The organism is Burkholderia torrens, assembly GCF_984668525.1.
In genome coordinates, this window is record NZ_OZ480212.1 from 2,600,836 (window position 1) to 2,618,920 (window position 18,085).

Below are 18,085 nucleotides of genomic sequence, written 5' to 3' on the forward strand. Positions count from 1 at the left end.
GTCCCCCAGCTTCAGTCAGTCGAAAAGAGTGAGGGCATGTAACCATCCGGCTCAGGGCGATCCAACGAAGTTTTGCGCATATCGATATCGCGTGCGGCGCGAAGCGGATCGCGCTCGCGACCGCGCATGCGTTCGCCCCCCCTTGCGCGATCCATCGACACACGTCGCATCGCTTTGATTCGATTGACGTTTCCTTCGCGCCGCCACGCGCAACCGATGCGCATGCTGGCGCAACCGGCCGCCGCCGCCATCGCACGCTTCGCAGTTTTGGCGCTGTCGATAGCAGGAATCATTATATGAATCATGCATGCTCGGACTTCTACAATGCGCAAATCGCATCATTGGAACGCGTCATGGAGCTGCATCAACTCGAAGCCTTTTCCGCGGTCATGTCGGCCGGCAGCGTGACCGGCGCGGGCGAACTGCTCGGCCGCTCGCAGCCGGCCGTCACGCGGCAGATCCAGGAGCTCGAAGCCGATCTCGGCTACGCGCTGTTCGACCGGCACGGCCCGCGCGTCACGCCGACGCGGCGCGCCTTCCTGCTGTACGAGGAAGTCGAACGCTCGCTGGTCGGCCTGCGTGCGATCGAGGCACGCGCACGCGCGCTCGGCGACGAAACGGCCGAACCCGTGCGCATCGCGGCGACGCCGTCGCTCGCGGCCACGCTCGTGCCGGCCGCGCTCGCCGCGCTGCCCGACGACGCGCACGCGCCGCATTACCAGTTGCGCAGCGAATCGGCCGAGCATGTCGTGCATGAAGTGCTGGCCGGCACGGCCGACGTCGGCGTCGTCACGCTGCCGATGGCGCATGCCGGGCTCGACGTGCACTGGATCGCGCAAACACCCTGCGTCGCCGTGCTGCCCGCCGGCGATCCGCTCGCGGCGAAGCCGCGCATCGCGCTGCGCGATCTCGCGCAGCGCCGTATCGTGACGGTCGCGAACCGGCACCGGCTGCGCCAGCGCATCGACGCCGCGTTCGCGGCTGCCCGTGTCGATGCGCGCGTGTTCATCGAGACCAATGCATCGCTGAATGCGGTGATGGCCGCGCGCGCGGGCATCGGGATCGGCATCGTCGATCCGGCGACGGGCGTCGCGCTGCCGGTGGACGGTGTCGTCGCGCGGCCGCTCGACGTCGACATCCCGTTCGCGTTCGGCGTCGCAACGCCGGCCGGCAAGCCGCGCACGGCAGCCGTCGATGCGCTGCTCGACGCGCTGCACCGCACGACGGGCGCGCTGCTCGACGACGTGATCTTCCACGACGCGGCCGCGCATGACGCACTGCTGCGCGGCGACCGGCTGCGCAACGAGCGGCCGCCACGTCCGCCACGCACCGCACGTGCCCGCCGCACGCGCCCGGAGGCCGCATGACGACACCGCTCGACGCACTCGAGGCACGGCTCGCGCAGGATCTGCGCTGGCTCGACCTGCCCGCGCCGTCGTGGGTGCCGCCGCGCGAAGCGGACGGCGCACGCGTGCTCGACGTCGCGATCGTCGGCGGCGGCATGGCAGGGCTCGCGGCATCCGCCGAACTGCGCCTGCTCGGCATCGACAACCAGTGCGTGATCGACCGCGCGCCGGCCGGCTACGAAGGCCCGTGGATCACGTTCGCGCGGATGGAAACGTTGCGCTCGCCGAAGCAGCTCACGGGCCCCGCGCTCGGCCTGCCCGCACTGACGTTCCGCGCATGGTTCGAAGCACAATTCGGCCGCGACGCCTGGGACGCGCTCTACAAGATTCCGCGCACGCAATGGATGGACTACCTGCGCTGGTATCGGCGCGTGCTCGACCTGCAGGTGCGCAACGACACGGCGCTCGTCGCGCTGCGCACGCGCGACGACGGGCTGCTCGCGCTCGACGTGCGCGGCAACGGCGAAGCGCAGACGCTGCTCGCGCGGCACGTCGTGCTCGCGACCGGCCGCGACGGTCTCGGCGGCCCATATGTACCGCCCGTCGCGTACCGCGTGCCACGCGCGCGCTGGGCCCATTCGTCGGAGCCGATCGACTTCGCGGCGCTCGCGGGCAAGCGCGTCGGCGTCGTCGGTGCAGGCGCGTCCGCATTCGACAACGCGGGCACCGCACTCGAAGCCGGCGCCGCGCGCGTCGACCTGTTCTTCCGCCGCGCGGACATTCCGCGCATCAACAAGCTGACCGGCATCGGCAGCCCGGGGCTCGTGCACGGCTATGCCGATCTCGACGACGCGACGAAGTGGCGCTTCATGCACTACGCGTTGACGTCGCAGACGCCACCGCCGCGCGACAGCGTGCTGCGCGTGTCGCGCCACGAGCACGCACATTTTCATGCAAGCAGCCCGATCGAAACGCTTGCCGACCACGCGGACGGCCTCGACGTCACGACGCCGCGCGGGCGCTACACCGTCGATTTCCTGATCTTCGCGACGGGCTTTCATTCGGACTGGACGACGCGCGAGGAATTCGCGTCGTTCGGCGCGCACGTGCGGCGCTGGAAGGATCGCTACCGGCCGGAACCGGCTCTATGGCTCGACGAACTCGCCGAATCGCCCGACCTCGGTCCCGCGTTCACGTTCCAGGAGCGTGAGCGCGGCGCATGCCCGGCCGTCACGCGTATCCATTGCTTCAACCACGCGGCGAGCCTGAGCCACGGCAAGCTGTCCGGCGATATCCCGGCGATCAGCGCGGGCGCGAAGCGGCTCGCGCGCGGCATTGCGAGCCGACTGTTCGACGCCGATCGCGACCGGCATTACGACGCGCTCGTCGCGTACGCGAATGCCGAACTGCAAGGCGACGAATGGCACGACGCCGATGCGTGAGCGCACGCCATCGATCACACCGACGAAGAAGGAAAACCGAAACGATGACTGACTCCATCACGCCGGCCGCCGTGCCGGATACGATCGACGCGGTGGCCGGCCTGCGCGACGGCGATGCCATCGCCACGCTGCGCCGCGCACGCGACAAGGTGCTGCTGCATACGCAGCTGAGCGAAGCCGCGCTGCTCGATCCCGCCTTGCCCGATCTTTCGCTGGTCGAGCGGCTGCATGCGGCGCGGTATGTCGCGCGGAAGTCGAATGCACACGCGCTGGCCGACACGTATCGCGCCCGACTGCTCGACGCGGGCGGCACGGCACGCGACATCGAACACGCGGATGCCGATGCATTCGACGCACTGCCTCGACGCCTCGGCGCGCTTCTCGCGCACGCGAAGCGCCTGACGCTCTCGCCTGTCGATGCCCGCGCATCCGATCTCGACGCACTGAAGTCGGCCGGCCTCACGACACCCGTGATCGTCGCGCTGTCGCAGCTCGTGGCGTTCGTCGCCTATCAGTTGCGCGTCGCCGTTGCCGCGCAGGCGCTTCAGGCCCGTGCCGGCAAGGAGGCCGCGTGACGACGAACACTCACGGCTTCACATCCGACACGCTCGGCTGGCGCGCGTGGCTCGACACGGTATCGCTCGATGCCGCGACGCCCGATCAGCTCGCCGTGCTCGAAGCGAGCCACCCGCAGGCGAAGACGTCCGACTATTACCTGCTGCTCGTGCACCTGCCCGAGATCCTGCGGCAACGCTCGGGCGTGTTCAACGCGATCATGTACGGCCCCGGTGGGCTGTCGCGCGCGGAACGAGAGCTGGCCAGCACGGCCGTGTCGCGCGTGAACGGCTGCGTGTATTGCGCGTCGGTGCATGCGCAGCGCTTCGCGCAGCTCGCGAAACGCACCGATGCGATCGAGCAGGTATTCGACGATCCCGCGACGGCCGGCACGACGGCGCGTGAACGCGCGATCATCCGCTATGCGATCGCGTTGACCGAACGGCCCGACGCGATCGACGAAAGCGCGATCGACGCACTCGAAGCCGAAGGGCTGACGCATGAAGAGATTCTCGACCTGTCGCACGCGATCGCGATCTTCGCGTGGGCGAACCGGTTGATGCTGACGCTGGGCGAGCCGGTGTTTCCGGAGCCGGCGGCCGGCGCCTGACCGCACGGAGCGGCGTGACGCGGGTTCCGCCCGCGTCACGCCTTGTGCGTCGACAGCAGGATGCTCGTCTCGGTATTCGCGATCCCGTCGATCAGCCGGATCGCGCCGAGCACGCGATCGAAGTGCTCGAGCGAATCGGCATGCAGTTCGGCGACGAGATCCCAGCGCCCGTTCGTGCTGTGGATCGACGCGACGTTCGGATGCCCGCGCAGCACCTTCACCACCTCCGCGCCGCGATTGCCCTGCACCGCGATCGACATCAGCGCGCGAATCCGGTGGCGTTCCGCCGCCGGCTTGAGCCGCACCGTATAGCCGACGATCACGCCATTTTTCTCCAGCCGCGTCAGCCGGTTCTGCACGGTCGCGCGCGCGACGCGCAATGCCTTCGCCAGCGCGACGACGGGCAGTCGCGCGTTGTCGCGCAGCAGTGCGATGAGCTGACGGTCGACGTCATCAAGCGTGATCATGAACGGGGCTTCCTGTTGGGCGCGAGCCGGCCGCCAGCGTGCCGGAGGCTGCACATTTTGACCAGCGAAAACCGGACAAACTGCCGGAATAGTCTGGCAATTTGCCAAGTCTATCGATAAATATGCCACTTTTGCTGTCTTTTTGTTGGCTCGACTCGCGGAAATAATGACTCCATCGACCGGCCGGACACGCCGCGCCGCGCTTTCCAGGAAGCCCGAGGCTCGCGCCGAAACACCGCCCGGTCGACCAGAACGCCAGGACACCCGTACCGGCACTGAATATGGAGACAGACCGATGACCCGCTTCCTCGACGTTCCCGCCACCGCCCGCCTGATCGCCAGGACCGGCGTGACGACGTTCCTGCGCGAACTCGTCGACACGCTGCGCGCCGATTACCTGCACTGGGCCGATTTCGACAAGTCGCCGCGCGTCGCCTGCCATTCGCGCGACGGCGTGATCGAGCTCATGCCCGTCGCGAACGCGTCGCTGTTCGCGTTCAAGTACGTGAACGGCCACCCCGTCAACGCGGCGCGCGGCATGCACACGGTGATGGCGTTCGGCGCGCTCGCCGAAGTCGATACCGGCTACCCGCTGCTGCTCGCCGAACTCACGCTCACCACCGCGTTGCGCACGGCCGCCACGTCGGTGCTGGCCGCCCAGCTGCTCGCACGCCCCGATTCGCGCAAGATGGCGCTGATCGGCAACGGCGCGCAGAGCGAATTCCAGGCGATCGCGTTCCACTCGCTGCTCGGCATCGACGAGATTCGCGTGTTCGACGTCGACCGCCAAGCGACCGACAAGCTCGTGCGGAACCTCTCCGCGTATCCCGATCTGCGCGTCGTGCGCGCGGCATCGACCGCCGACGCCGTGCGCGGCGCCGACATCGTAACGACCGTCACCGCCGACAAGGCGTACGCGACGATCGTCACGGCCGACATGATCGAGCCCGGCATGCACCTGAACGCCGTGGGCGGCGATTGCCCCGGCAAGACCGAACTCGAGGCGGGCGTGCTGCACGCGGGCCGCGTGTTCGTCGAATTCGAGCCGCAGTCGCGCATCGAGGGCGAGATCCAGCAGATGCCGGCCGACTTCCCCGTCACCGAGCTGTGGCGCGTGCTGCAGCGCGAGACGACCGGCCGCGAACGTGCGGACGAAGTCACGGTGTTCGACTCGGTCGGCTTCGCGCTCGAGGATTACTCGGCGCTGCGCTACCTGTACGCGCTCGCGCAGCAGCACAACGCGGGCGTCGAGATCGCGCTGATTCCGCCGGCCGTCGACCCGAAGAACCTGTTCGCGCTGATCGACGACCCGGCCGCGATCGCGCAGGGTCACGCGGCGTTCGTGACCGAAGCCGTCGCCGCGTTCGCGCGCTGACCGTCATCCCCGGGCGGCCCGTGCGCCGCCCGTTTTCCCGCCCTTCGCTCCTGCCTTTCATGAATCTCGTATCGATCCAGGCGCCGGCCGCCGTCGTGATGATCCGGCCGCACTGCTTCCTGCCGAACCCGCAGACCGCGGCCGACAACGCGTTCCAGCGCACGCCCGGCGGCGGCGCCATCGACACGGCCTCGGTATCCGACGCCGCACGCGACGAAGTCACTGCCGCCGCGCAGGCGCTCGCCGATGCGGGCGTGCGCGTGCACGTGTTCGACGACCACGGCGAGCGCGACACTCCCGACTCCGTGTTCCCGAACAACTGGTTCTCGACGCATCCGGGCGGCCATGTCGCGCTGTTTCCGATGTGCAGTCCGAACCGCCGCCGCGAGCGACGCGCGGACGTGATCGAGACGCTCAAGGCCGAATACCGCGTGCAGGACGTGATCGACTACTCGGGGCTCGAATACGACGACGTGTTCCTCGAAGGCACCGGTGCGATGGTGCTCGACCACGTCGCGCGGATCGCGTACACCGCGCGCTCGCGCCGCGCCGATCCGGTCGCGCTCGAACGCTTCTGCACGAACTTCAATTTCGAGCCGATCTGCTTCGATACGGCCGATGCGAACGGGCGGCCGATCTATCACACGAACGTGATGATGAGCGTCGCGACCGAATTCGCGATGGTCGGCCTCGACCTGATCGCCGACAGCCGGCGCCGCGGCGAAATCGCGCAACGCCTGACCGAAACGGGGCGCGCGGTGATCGCGCTCGACCACGCGCAGATCGCGAATTTCGCGGGCAATACGCTGGAATTGTCGGGCAAGGACGGCCGCGTGCTCGCGCTGTCGCGACGCGCGTTCGATTGCCTCACGCCCGACCAGCGCACGGTGATCGAGCGCTCCGCGCGGCTGCTGCCGCTCGACGTACCGACGATCGAACTGGCCGGCGGGTCGGTGCGCTGCATGCTCGCGGGGATTCATCTCGCGCGGCGTCATGCGGCACGCGAAACAGCGGAAGTCGAAGCGGCGGAACGGCAGCGCGAAGCGGAACCGCACGCCTGAAGGGAAAGCACATCGGCCCCAGGTCACGGCCGATGCAACCGGATGCTTCGTCCTGCGAACGAGGCCGAAGCATCCAGCACGGCGCTCAACCACCCAGCAGCTTCAACCCCGCCGGCAGCGTCTCGCCGAACACGCGCACCGTGTCGGCTTCGTCGAACGCGATCGCCTCGCGCACCATGTCGATCCAGGCCGCCGATGCATGCGCGGCCGACAGGCGCTTGATGACGGCCTCACGCGTGTCGTCCGGTAAATCGCGTGAACGATCGCCCGTCATCCGCGCGATCTGCGCAGCCGCGAACGCGGCCGGCTCGACCTGTTTCCAGTCGAGCGCGAACAACGCGTCGAGCCAGCCGTTGGCGACTTCCGCCGGCACGACGCTGTGCGCACTGCCGTAGAACGGCCGGCGCGCCCCGATGCGCCCGAGCGCCCACGCGCACAGCGCCCGCTCGGCCGGCTTCTGCAACTGCGCGATCAGGCGCTCGCCCAGCTCGACCTTGCGCTCGACGGGCAGCCGTTCGAGCGACGCGGACAGCCGCGTCATGTCGGCCGGGCCGACCTTGCCCGGATCGAACGGCAGCTTGCGGCGCTTGTCGTCGGACGGCTCGAGGAACGCGATCGCGTCGCGCACCTGCGTCTGCGCATCGTCGTTGAGGCCGCCGGCCACGCGCCGCCACAGCGTCCACCACTCGGACCACACCTGTCCGTCGGTCACGTATTGAATCCCGTCGTCGAACAGCGGCCACAGCTGCTCGATGCGCCATGCATCGAGCGGATGACCAAAACCCGGACGCAGGCAGTAACCGGCAAGGTTCAGCCACGCCCGTTCGTGATCGGCCGAACGGCGCCGCCGCCGGGCGCGTGCGAGCAGCGCATCGAACAGTTTCCGCGCGAGCGCGACGTCCCACTCGTCGCGCGCACCGAGCACCTGTTCGAGTTGCGCGCGCAACCGGCGCGTGTCCTTCGGCGTCACGCCCGCGGCCTTGCTGCCGAACGAGCGCTCGATCAGCTCGATCGCCTGGTCGAGACGCGGATGCCGCGCGGGCCCCGCATCGTCGCCTTGAACCGGCGCATCGCCGCGCAACTGGAACTCGAGCCGCCAGCGACGCGCCGCGTCGTCGGTCGCGATGCAGTGCATTTCGAGCGTGCCGACCTCGGTCAGCGACGCCGTGAGCTTCACCGGCGTTTCGCGGGCGTCGCAGCCCGCCTTCGCATCGACGACCGTCGCGATCGGCGGCAGCCGCACGAAATCGCCGCCATCGAGATCGACGAGATCGCCCGGTCGATACTTCGTCTCGGCCACCGTCGACACAAGGTGGAAACGCACCGGCTGCCCGAGCTGCAGCGCGAACGTGCGATCGTCGAGCCGGATCTCGTGCCCCTCTTCCGTACCGCGCGGCAGCAGGCAGACGCCGCGCGCGGTCGAGTCGGCCGCGCCGTCGTCGAGCACGAGGAAATAGCTGCGCGCGGACCCGCCGCCGATACGCGGCGCGTGCCCGGCACGCGCAAGCCCGTACGCGACCGCTCCACGCGCGACGGCCACGTCCGGATGCGCGTTGTGCAGCACGTCGAGCGGCGCGCCGCGCCAGGCGCCGAGCGTCTGCGCGAGACGGCCGGCGAGCGCGCCCGCGCGGAACACGCCGCCGTTGAGCAGCAGCGTGTCGGGCAGCGGGCCTTCCGCATGACGATTCAGGAACGCGGCGACGTGCCGCGTGACGGCCGCGTCGCTCGCATACGGCAGCCCGAATTCGACGATCGCCGCACGCGCACGGCGCGGCAGCTCACCGGCTTCGACCTGCGGAAAGAACCCGTCGACGACGATCTGCTCGACTTCCTCGCGCGTCAGCTCGGCCGAGCGCGCACCGCCGACGAGCTTGCTGCCCGCGCCGAGCAGCGTGACGGCGACGGACGCCGGCGCATCGTCGCCGAGCAGCCGCTCCTTCGCCGCGCGGCAGCGCTCGACGAGCTGCGACAGGCTTGCGGCCGACAGCCGCGTGCCGGGCTCGGTCAACCGCGTCTCGACCAGTCGCGCGAGCGCGAGGTCCATGTTGTCGCCGCCGAGCATCAGGTGATTGCCGACGCCGACGCGCGTGAACGTCGGCTCGCCGTCGTCGCCCGGCGCGACATCGACGAGCGTGAGGTCGGTCGTGCCGCCGCCGACGTCGCAGATCAGCACGCGGCGCGGCGTGGCAAACGACTCGCGCAGCGTGGTGCGCTGGCCGTACAGCCAGTCGTAGAACGCAGCCTGCGGCTCTTCCAGCAGCCGCAGCGCGGGCAGCTTCGCGCGCCGCGCGGCCTCGACCGTCAAGGCGCGCGCGCCGTCGTCGAACGATGCGGGCACCGTCAGGATCACGTCCTGCTTCGCGAGCGGCGCATCGGGAAAGCACGCATTCCACGCGTCACGCACATGCGCGAGATAGCTCGCGCTCGCGTCGACCGGCGACACCTTGTCGACGCCGTCGGCCGCGCCCCACGGCAGGATCGCCGCGAGCCGGTCGACCGCGGCGTGCGACAGCCAGCTCTTCGCGCTCGACACGAGCCGGCCCGGCACCTGCGCGCCGAGCGTGCGCGCGTAGCGGCCGATCACGGCCGGCGGCGCACCGGCGGCGTTCGCCTTCGCATCGGCCGCCCACGGCAATCGCAACGCGTCGGGCGGCAGTTCGCCGGCCGCCGGGTGATAGCGCACCGACGGCAGCAGCGGCTGCGCGGCCACCGCGCCGGGGCCGACCAGCTGCTCGACGTCGAACACGCGGATCGCGTCGGAACCGGCCTCGACGTACGCGACGACCGTATTGCTCGTGCCGAGGTCGATGCCGACCGTATAACGCTTCATCGCGCTCAGGCGGCGCCGCGCACGTCGAACTCGACCTTCCAGCGCTCGTTCGTGCCGCTCGGGATCGCCTCGAGCTCGAGCGTGCCGGCTTCGGTCACGCGCGCATGCAGCTTCACCGGCACGACTTCGCCGACCGTGCGCCCTTCGGCGGGCAGCGTCGCCTGGATTTCCTCCAGCTCCTGCAGCTCCTCCGGCGACCAGTAGTCGAGCAGCGTGCCGACCTGGTCCTGGCGGCGCACCGACGAACCGAAGAAGCGGAACTGCACCGGTTCGCCGACGACGAGGCCGAACTCCTGCGGCGGCAGCGCCGCGTCGGAGCCCTCCTCCATCCCGAACGGCGCGACGCACAGCGCCTGCACCGGCGGTTCGAGCCCCGGCACCGCGGGCATCGCCGATTCGATCGCGACGTAGTACGCACGCGCCGTGCCGCCGCGAATGCGCACGCCACGGCCGCGCTTCACGTAGCCGTAGTACGCCGCGCCGCGCGCGACCGCGAGGTCGAGATCGGCGCCTTCGAGCAGGCGCGCGGGCGGCGCGCCTTCGGCGGCCAGCCAGCTGTTGAGCGTGTCGAGCACGCGCTGCGTGAGCAGCGTCGACTTGAACACGCCGCCGTTGAACAGCACGGCGGTCGGGTGCAGGAACGTCGCGCCCTGCGGCAGCGTGCGCTGCACGCCTTCGAGCGAGTCGAGCGCCGCGACCTGGCGGCCGAGGAACGCCGCGAGATGGCGCGTGATGCCCGCGTCCTGCGCATACGGCAGGCCGAGCTGCGTCAGGCCGACCCGCGCGCGGCTCACCGGGCGCGCGGCCGCGTCGATTTGCGGGAAGAAGCCTTCGAGGATCGTCTGCGTGAGTTCGGCGCGCGTGAGTTCCGTGCGGATCGACCCGCCGATCAGCTTCGAGCCGCGGCTCGGCACGACGAGCGGCACCGCGTCGGTCGCCGGGTCGGACAGCAGCGTTTCCTTCGCCGAGCGGCACGCGTACGTAAGTGCACGCAGCTGCCACGGGTCGGCCTGCGTGCCCTGCTGCGCGAGCTTGCGTGCGACCACGTGCGCGAGCGCGAGGTCCATGTTGTCGCCGCCGAGCAGGATGTGCTCGCCGACGGCCACGCGGTGCAGCTCGAGATTGCCGTCGCGCTCGACCACCGCGATCAGCGACAGGTCGGTCGTGCCGCCGCCGACGTCGACGCACAGGATCAGGTCGCCGACCTGCACCTGCTTGCGCCAGCCGCCCTGGCTCTTCTGGATCCAGCTGTACAGCGCGGCCTGCGGCTCCTCGAGCAGCGTCATCCGCGAATAGCCGGCGGCACGTGCCGCTTCGGCCGTCAGTTCGCGCGCGGCCGGATCGAACGAAGCGGGGATCGTGACCGTCACGTCCTGGTCGGCGAACGGCGCGTCTGGATGCGCGTGGTCCCACGCTTCGCGCAGGTGCGTCAGGTAGCGGATCGAGCTTTCCAGCGGCGACACGCGCGCGACTTCCGGCGGCGCATCGCTCGGCAGGATCGCCGCGCGGCGGTCGACGCCCGGGTGGCACAGCCAGCTCTTTGCGCTCGACACGAGGCGGATCGGCGTGCCGGCGCCGCGCGTGCGCGCCATCTCGCCGACCGCGAACGCGCGCGAGGCCGTCCACGGCAGCGTCAGGTCGCCCTGCGTCAGTTCGCTTTCATGCGGCAGGTAGAGGAACGACGGCAGCAGGTCGCGCGATTCCAGCGCGCCCGGTGCGGTCAGCTGCGCGATCGGCAGCACCTGCTGCGTGATCGTTTCGCCGTCGCTTGCGCTGCTGTCGACATACGACAGCGCGCAGTGGGTCGTCCCGAGGTCGATACCGATCGAATAGCGCGGATCGCTCACAGTTCCACCTCCGCCGGTGCGACCACCGATGCGTCGTGGCTGCCCGTCAGCTTCGGCAGGCGCACGTCGGCCACGCGCCAGCCGCGATGGCTGACCGTGCCCGTGAACGGCGCCGAACCGACCACGTTGCCCGTCACGCGCACGGCCGTCGCGTCGAAGCCGGCCGGCAGCGTCACGCGGCTGCCTTCGGCTTCATCGCGCACCGGCACGATCGTGAAATGTTCGCGCAGCGCGGCGCGGCAGCCGTCGTGCACGAGGCGCGCGGCCGCGCCGATGTCGGCGTCCGCGTAGCCGGCGATGTCTTCCTCGACGAAGTCGATGAAGCGCGCATCGCGCTGCAGCAGGCCGAGCAGTTGCAGCGCAGCCTGCGGGCTCGCTTCGCGCAGCTCGGGCGCCGGCGCCTTCACGGGTGCGGGCGCCGGTGCGACGGGCGCGGCAGCCGGGGCAGGGGTCGGCACGACCGGTGCCGGGGCGCCATCGCGCACGCGCAGCACGCCGGCTGCGAACTCGCGATTGCCGAGCACGGAGAAGAACGTGCCGACGGCAAGCGACAGCCGGCCGAAAAAGGACAGGTTGGATTCGGGCATGGGGTCTGGACTCCTGTGGGCTCGCAGCGTGGCGAGCGATCTTGCCTGGGCGCCGGGCGGCGGCGTGCGGCATGCGCACTGCCGCCGCCCGGCGCGTGATTCGGTCGCGCCCTCGCGGGTGCGGAAAACCCGTATTTTGCCCTGTGGCGGGCGAACCGGGCAGAAGTTGGGGGACAGAACATCGCGGCGCGACGGTTTTGGCCGCGCCGGATCGTGCCGGATCGCACGTCGGGCGCGCTCGATCGGGATGCCGCGCCGCGTCAGCGCGTGTAACCCCGCAGCGCAGCCTTCGCTTCGAAATCGCGCGACAGCATGCCGAGCGTGACTTCGCCGAAGCGTGCCAGGAGCGACGCTTCGGCCTCCTTCAGTGTCGCCGACAGATGCGCGTTGACCGCCTGTTCGACCAGGCATTCCGGCTCGTCCTCGGGCACGAGTTCGGAGAACAGCGGCGGTTCGCCCACCGCGCGATAGACGTCGAGCAGCGTGATGTCGTCGAGCGCGACACTCAGCACCCAGCCGCCGCCGTGCCCCTTCTCCGACTGCACGTAGCCGCAATCGCGCAACCCGCCGAGCAGGCGCCGCACGACGACCGGATTCGTGGCCAGCATCGTCGCGATCGTCTCCGACGTCAGCGGGCCGTCGGCCTGGTCCATGTGGATCAGCGCATGCAGCATGCGCGACAAACGGCTGTCGGTTCTCACGGGCGGGACTCCCTCTCTCTCTCTCGAAACTTCTGAAGTTGCATGAATGATACCATCGTCCTATCATGCAACTTCTCGTGTTCCATGAGTTGGCCGCCAGCGGAACACGTGTGTCATTCACGCAGGTTCAGGACAGGAGTCGATGCATGGACAACCATCATGAAGTGATCGTGGTCGGCGGCAGCTTTGCCGGGCTGTCGGCTGCGATGCAGCTGGCACGGGCGCGCCGCCGGGTACTCGTGATCGACGCCGGCCGGCCGCGCAACCGGTTCGCCGAACACGCGCACGGCTTTTTCGGGCAGGACGGCAAGCCGCCCGCGCAGATCGTCGCCGAAGCCACCGCGCAGCTCGCCGCGTATCCGACCGTGCAGCGGATCGACGGCGACGTGCGCACGGCCGAGCGCGATGCGGACGGACGCTTTCGCGTGACGCTCGGCGACGGCCGCCGCGCGAGCGCCGACCGGCTGATTTTCGCGACCGGCATCCGCGACGAACTGCCCGCGCTGCCGGGGCTCGTCGAACGCTGGGGCATCAGCGTGCTGCATTGTCCGTACTGCCATGGATACGAGGTAAGCGGCCGGCGGCTCGGCGTGCTCGCGACGCATCCGCTCTCGGTCCATCAGGCGATCCTGATTCCGGACTGGGGCCCGACGACGTGGTTCACGCAGGGCGTGGTCGAAGCCAACGAAGAAGAAGCCGCGCTGCTCGCCGCGCGCGGCGTGCGCATCGAGCGCTCGCCGGTTGTCGAGCTCCTCGGCGACGCGCCGCGTATCGACGCGCTGCGGCTCGCCGACGGGCGGGTCGTGCCGATCGACGCGCTGTTCGTCGGCGCGCGCACCGACATGGCCAGCGACCTCGCGCAGCAGCTCGGCTGCGCATTCGACGAAGGACCGCTCGGCAACGCGATTCGCGTCGATACGTGGAAGCAGACGAGCGTCGCCGGCGTGTATGCCGCGGGCGACGCGTCGAGCCTGATGACCAACGCGACGTTCGCATCCGCGTCGGGCGTCGCGGCCGGCGTGGGTGCGCACCGATCGCTGATCTTCGGGCTGCACGCGTAGGACAGCGTGCGGTCGGGCGTCACGCGCGACCGGAAGACCCGATGTATCGAGCGAACGGGACTGACGGGTCCGGCTGTCGTCGTCGCGGGCCGACGCCGCGTCGCTAGCTTCGCCGTGCGATGTGCGGTTTAATGCTCGACATCCCAAGCATTAAAGCTGAAGAAATGCTCGACCTCGACGACCTTCGACTCGTCCGCGCGATCGGCGCGTCGCGCTCACTGGCCGCTGCCGCGCGCCTGCTCGATCTCACGCCGCCCGCAGTCACGATTCGCCTGCAGCGGATGGAAGCGCGCCTGAACGCACGGCTCGCAGTGCGGCAGCCGAAAGGGATCGCGCTCACCGACGAAGGGCAGCGGCTGTACCAGGAAGCCGTCGGCATCCTGGAGCGCGTGGAGGCGCTGCCGGTCAGCATCGCGGGCGACCACGGCGACGTGCAGGGCACGCTGCGCGTCGTCGCGCCGCTCGGCTTCGGGCGCAAGTACGTCGCACGGATCGTGCGCGACGTCCAGCGTGCGCATCCGAAGCTCGAAATCTCGCTGCACCTGTCGGACAGCCCGCTGACCGGCGCGTCGGGCGCCGACGTGGTCGTCCATGTCGGCAGCCTCAAGTCGTCGTCGTGGGTCGGCTACCCGCTCGCCCCCAACGAGCGCTTCCTGTGTGCGAGCCCGGCTTATGCGCGCCGCATCAAGGACCTGAATCACCCGTCCGATCTCGTGCGATACGACTGCCTGTGCCTGCGCGAAAACGACGAGGACATTCCGCGCTGGCGTTTCTCGCCCGACGGCGACGTCAAGGGCGAGCCGCGGCGGGCTGCCGTCATTCGTGTCACCGGCGCGCTGTCGTCGAACGACGGCACCGTCATCACCGAATGGGCATTGGCCGGCCTCGGCATCGTCGAGCGCTCCGAGTGGGACGTCGCCCCGCTGCTGGCGAGCGGCAAGCTCGTCCGGTTGTTGCCGGACTGGCGCCTGCCGCCCGCGCCGGTAACAGCGCTGCTGCCGTCCCGCACCGGCCGTTCCGCGCGGCAACGGGTGTTTCTCGACGCCGCGCGGCAGTTTCTCGATCCGCCGCCGTGGCGTGGCAAAGCCTGAACGGCGCCACGATCCGCTCGATTCGCGCAGATTAAATGCGGCTTAATGGCGGATTAGTGCTGCGTTAAACACGGTGCACATCGATCGCCCTAAAGTGTCCGCGTCGACCACCTCATCATCGAACGCATCGTGGACCTTCAAACCCTCAACACCCCAGCCGCCTTGATCGATGTCGGCCGCATGCGCGCCAACATCGACCGCATGCAGACGCATCTGGACGCGCTCGGCGTCACGTTCCGCCCTCACGTCAAGACCACCAAATGCCGGCACGTCGTCGACGCGCAGATCGCGGCCGGCGCGCAGGGCATCACGGTGTCGACGCTCAAGGAAGCCGAACAGTTCTTCGCGGGCGGCGTCCGCGACATCGTCTACGCAGTCGGCATGGTGCCCGCCAAGCTGGGCCAGGCGCTTGCGCTGCGCCGGCAGGGTTGCGACCTGAAGATCGTCGCCGACAGCCTGCCGGCCGCGCACGCGATCGCCGCGTTCGGGCGCGAACACGGCGAGCGGTTCGACGTGTGGATCGAGGTCGACGTCGACGGCCATCGCTCCGGCATTCCACCCGATGCCGACCTGCTGATCGACGTCGGCCGTGCGCTGGTCGACGGCGGAATGGTGCTCGGCGGCGTGCTGGCCCATGCGGGCTCCAGCTACGAGTACGACACGCACGAAGCGCTGGCCGCGATCGCCGAACAGGAGCGCAGCCGCACCGTGCAGGCCGCGCAGCGCCTGAGGGCGGCCGGGCTGCCCTGCCTGGTCGTGAGCATCGGCTCGACGCCCACCGCGCTGTCGGCGCAACACCTCGACGGCGTGACCGAGGTACGCGCCGGCGTGTACGTGATGTTCGACCTCGTGATGCACAACATCGGCGTGTGCGACCTGTCCGATATCGCGCTGTCGGTGCTGACCACCGTGATCGGCCACCAGGAAGAGAAAGGCTGGGCGATCGTCGACGCGGGCTGGATGGCGATGAGCCGCGACCGCGGCACCCAGCGCCAGGCGCGCGATTTCGGCTACGGGCTGGTCTGCACCGAAGGCGGCGACGTGCTCGGCGACTACGTGATGAGCGCGGCCAACCAGGAGCACGGGATCGTGTCGCGCACGGGCACGCCGGACCTGGGCATCGCGCAGCGGTTGCCGATCGGCACGCGCCTGCGCATCCTGCCGAATCACGCGTGCGCCACCGGCGCGCAGCACCCGGAGTATCAGGCCATCGGCGAAGGCGGTATCGCGCAGACCTGGCCACGCTTCTACGGATGGTAGGCGCATCGCGTCATCCACACCGCCTTGCGCCAGAATTGACTATTTGTCTAAATCTGGACACACTTTAAACCTCCCCGCTTCGCCTTGCGCCGAAAAGGCGTACCCGACATGCCGACAGACGCCCGACTCCTTCTTCTCGACCGCGATGCCGTCGAACCCGCCCTTCAGGCCGAGCAGGTGATGGCGGCGGTCCGCGAAGCGTTCGTGCTGCACAGCCGGCGGGCCGGACGCGTGTTCCCGGTGGTACGCGAGAAGCTGCACACCGGCGGCGTGTTCGGCATCAAGTCGGGCGACGTCGCGGGCCAGGACCTGCTCGGTTTCAAGGCGGCCGGGTTCTGGCCCGGCAACCGCGCGCGCGGCGGCGAGCCGCATCAGGCCACCGTCGCGCTGTTCGACCCGGCCACGGGGCGCCCGCTGTGCATCATGGACGGCAACGCGATCACCACCGCGCGGACCGGCGCAGCCGGCGGACTCGGGCTGCAACAGCTGGCGCGCCGGGACAGCACGCGAATCTGCGTGTTCGGCACGGGCGTGCAGGCGCGCGTCCAGCTCGACTACGCGCTCAGGCTGCTGCCGCAACGCTGCACGGTGCAGTACGTGAATGTGAGCGGCGAGCCGGACCGGCGGTTCGAATCGGCTTTCGTCGACCGATGCGCGATCGGCGTCGCGCGCGACCGGAACGACGCGGTGGCCACCAGCGACGTGGTGATCACCGCCACGCCCGGCGGCGGCGCATTGTTCGACGCGGATGCGGTGCAGCCGGGCACGCACCTGACCTGCGTGGGCGCCGATACGGCAGGCAAGCGCGAACTCCCGGCCGGCGTGCTGGAACGCGCGCGCATTTTCGTCGACGATCACGATCAGGCGCGCAGCATCGGCGAGTGCCAGTGGGCACCCGATTTGCCGCGCACCGAAATCGGTGACATCCTCGCGGGTGCGGCGCCGGTCGACCGGGCCGCGCACGAGATCACCGTCTTCGACATGACGGGGCTCGCGCTTCAGGACCTGACCGTTGCACGCTTCCTGTATCGGCACGCCCTCGACAACGGCACCGGCACCTCCGTTCCGTGGCCCTGGTAAGCCACCCTCCTCGTTCAACCGCCATGCGTCTCGCCAAAGTTTCCGCCCTCTCGTTCGATCTCGACGACACCCTGTGGCCGTTCGGGCCGTCCGTCGTACGAGCCGAGGAAATGCTGCGCGCGTGGCTGATCGAGCACGCGCCCAATACCGCGAGCGTGCTGCCCACGCAACAGGCATTGAGCGAACTACGTGAGGAATACGAACGGCTGCGCCCGGACCTCGCCGGCGACTTTCGCGCGATGAGAATCGGCTCGATCCGGCTGGCACTGGAACGCGCGAACGAAGATGTTTCGCTGACCGACGCGGCGTACGACGTCTTCTATGCCGCGCGCAACCGTGTCGAATTCTATGACGACGCGTTGCCGGCACTCGCGTGGTTGAGCGCCCGCTTTCCGTTGATTGCGGTGACCAACGGTAACGCGGATCTCCGGCTGACCGGCGGCGGCGAATTCTTCCGCACGACGCTCAGCGCGCGTGCATTCGGCTTCGCGAAGCCGGAACCCGAGATCTTCCATGCGGCGGCGGACGCACTCGACGTGCGTCCGGCCGAACTGCTGCATGTCGGCGACGATTTCCACCTCGATATCGTCGGCGCGCTGAATGCAGGGCTTCAGGCCGCATGGGTCGTCCGCGAGCCTCGCCCGGACGAAGAACACGCGTCGCAACATGCCGCGACGCCGCACCTGACGCTGCGCGACCTGTCGATGCTGTGCCGCGCGCTCGGCGGCCCCAACAGCGCGTCGTGACCGCAACCGCGTGCGGCCCTCGTCGT

General features: G+C 69.6%; 17 protein-coding genes. 11 read left to right on the plus strand and 6 right to left on the minus strand.

All coding sequences use genetic code 11. The features are described from left to right. Window positions 1-11 precede the first annotated feature (11 nt). The gene (locus AC5LXX_RS27905) at window positions 12-293 is read right to left on the minus strand and encodes a hypothetical protein (protein ID WP_493411837.1); all 282 of its coding nucleotides are present in this window, start codon (window positions 291-293) and stop codon (window positions 12-14) included. A 60-nt stretch (window positions 294-353) separates the two neighbouring features. Between AC5LXX_RS27905 and AC5LXX_RS27910 the strand changes: the two genes are divergently transcribed. From AC5LXX_RS27910 to AC5LXX_RS27925, 4 genes are read left to right on the plus strand one after another with little or no spacing between them, the layout of a single operon-like run. Continuing rightward, window positions 354-1,367, plus strand: coding sequence for a LysR family transcriptional regulator (locus tag AC5LXX_RS27910; RefSeq protein ID WP_493411838.1), 1,014 nt, complete (start codon window positions 354-356; stop codon window positions 1,365-1,367). Continuing rightward, window positions 1,364-2,788 carry an NAD(P)-binding domain-containing protein gene (locus AC5LXX_RS27915; RefSeq protein WP_493411839.1) on the plus strand — a complete coding sequence of 475 codons (1,425 nt, stop codon included), beginning with the start codon at window positions 1,364-1,366 and terminating at the stop codon, window positions 2,786-2,788. Before AC5LXX_RS27910 ends, AC5LXX_RS27915 begins: the two co-directional genes overlap by 4 nt. A 44-nt stretch (window positions 2,789-2,832) precedes the next feature. Then, window positions 2,833-3,363 (plus strand): CMD domain-containing protein, encoded by a 531-nt coding sequence (locus tag AC5LXX_RS27920; protein ID WP_493411840.1) that lies wholly within the window; start codon window positions 2,833-2,835, stop codon window positions 3,361-3,363. After that, window positions 3,360-3,953, plus strand: coding sequence for a peroxidase-related enzyme (locus tag AC5LXX_RS27925; RefSeq protein ID WP_493411841.1), 594 nt, complete (start codon window positions 3,360-3,362; stop codon window positions 3,951-3,953). The genes AC5LXX_RS27920 and AC5LXX_RS27925 overlap by 4 nt, the downstream gene beginning before the upstream one ends. Before the next feature lie 35 nt (window positions 3,954-3,988). Here the strand turns inward: AC5LXX_RS27925 and AC5LXX_RS27930 are convergent, their stop codons facing one another. Further along, entirely contained in the window at window positions 3,989-4,420 is a 432-nt protein-coding gene (locus AC5LXX_RS27930; protein WP_059237585.1) for an Lrp/AsnC family transcriptional regulator, read from the minus strand. Window positions 4,421-4,715: 295 nt separating this feature from the next. Between AC5LXX_RS27930 and ocd the strand changes: the two genes are divergently transcribed. Together ocd and ctlX are read left to right on the plus strand one after the other, a co-directional pair. Then, window positions 4,716-5,795, plus strand: coding sequence for an ornithine cyclodeaminase (ocd, locus tag AC5LXX_RS27935; protein WP_493411842.1), 1,080 nt, complete (start codon window positions 4,716-4,718; stop codon window positions 5,793-5,795). Window positions 5,796-5,854: 59 nt separating this feature from the next. Further along, window positions 5,855-6,856 (plus strand): citrulline utilization hydrolase CtlX, encoded by a 1,002-nt coding sequence (gene ctlX, locus AC5LXX_RS27940; protein WP_493411843.1) that lies wholly within the window; start codon window positions 5,855-5,857, stop codon window positions 6,854-6,856. A gap of 85 nt (window positions 6,857-6,941) precedes the next feature. Here ctlX and AC5LXX_RS27945 read toward each other — a convergent pair whose 3' ends face one another. From AC5LXX_RS27945 to AC5LXX_RS27960, 4 genes are all read right to left on the minus strand, one after another. Next, window positions 6,942-9,686, minus strand: coding sequence for an Hsp70 family protein (locus tag AC5LXX_RS27945; RefSeq protein ID WP_493411844.1), 2,745 nt, complete (start codon window positions 9,684-9,686; stop codon window positions 6,942-6,944). Window positions 9,687-9,691: 5 nt separating this feature from the next. Next, window positions 9,692-11,533: an Hsp70 family protein gene (locus AC5LXX_RS27950; protein WP_493411845.1), complete on the minus strand. Its 1,842-nt coding sequence runs from the start codon at window positions 11,531-11,533 to the stop codon at window positions 9,692-9,694. Continuing rightward, window positions 11,530-12,120 carry a DUF2760 domain-containing protein gene (locus tag AC5LXX_RS27955; protein ID WP_322082299.1) on the minus strand — a complete coding sequence of 197 codons (591 nt, stop codon included), beginning with the start codon at window positions 12,118-12,120 and terminating at the stop codon, window positions 11,530-11,532. The genes AC5LXX_RS27950 and AC5LXX_RS27955 overlap by 4 nt, the downstream gene beginning before the upstream one ends. 260 nt (window positions 12,121-12,380) lie before the next feature. Continuing rightward, window positions 12,381-12,821 carry an Rrf2 family transcriptional regulator gene (locus tag AC5LXX_RS27960; protein ID WP_493411846.1) on the minus strand — a complete coding sequence of 147 codons (441 nt, stop codon included), beginning with the start codon at window positions 12,819-12,821 and terminating at the stop codon, window positions 12,381-12,383. Between the two features lie 146 nt (window positions 12,822-12,967). On the opposite strand from AC5LXX_RS27960, the gene AC5LXX_RS27965 reads away from it, so the two are divergent. The 5 genes from AC5LXX_RS27965 to AC5LXX_RS27985 all read left to right on the plus strand — a co-directional run bounded on the left by AC5LXX_RS27965 (window position 12,968) and on the right by AC5LXX_RS27985 (window position 18,059). After that, entirely contained in the window at window positions 12,968-13,882 is a 915-nt protein-coding gene (locus AC5LXX_RS27965; RefSeq protein WP_493411847.1) for an NAD(P)/FAD-dependent oxidoreductase, read from the plus strand. A gap of 131 nt (window positions 13,883-14,013) precedes the next feature. Next, complete coding sequence (locus tag AC5LXX_RS27970) at window positions 14,014-14,973, plus strand: LysR substrate-binding domain-containing protein (protein ID WP_493411848.1); 960 nt, start codon at window positions 14,014-14,016, stop codon at window positions 14,971-14,973. 129 nt (window positions 14,974-15,102) lie between these two features. Further along, entirely contained in the window at window positions 15,103-16,233 is a 1,131-nt protein-coding gene (locus AC5LXX_RS27975; RefSeq protein WP_493411849.1) for a DSD1 family PLP-dependent enzyme, read from the plus strand. 108 nt (window positions 16,234-16,341) lie between these two features. Beyond that, window positions 16,342-17,313 (plus strand): ornithine cyclodeaminase family protein, encoded by a 972-nt coding sequence (locus AC5LXX_RS27980; protein ID WP_493411850.1) that lies wholly within the window; start codon window positions 16,342-16,344, stop codon window positions 17,311-17,313. A gap of 23 nt (window positions 17,314-17,336) precedes the next feature. Then, window positions 17,337-18,059, plus strand: a complete 723-nt coding sequence (locus tag AC5LXX_RS27985) for an HAD family hydrolase (RefSeq protein WP_493411851.1) — start codon at window positions 17,337-17,339, stop codon at window positions 18,057-18,059. Window positions 18,060-18,085 lie beyond the last annotated feature (26 nt).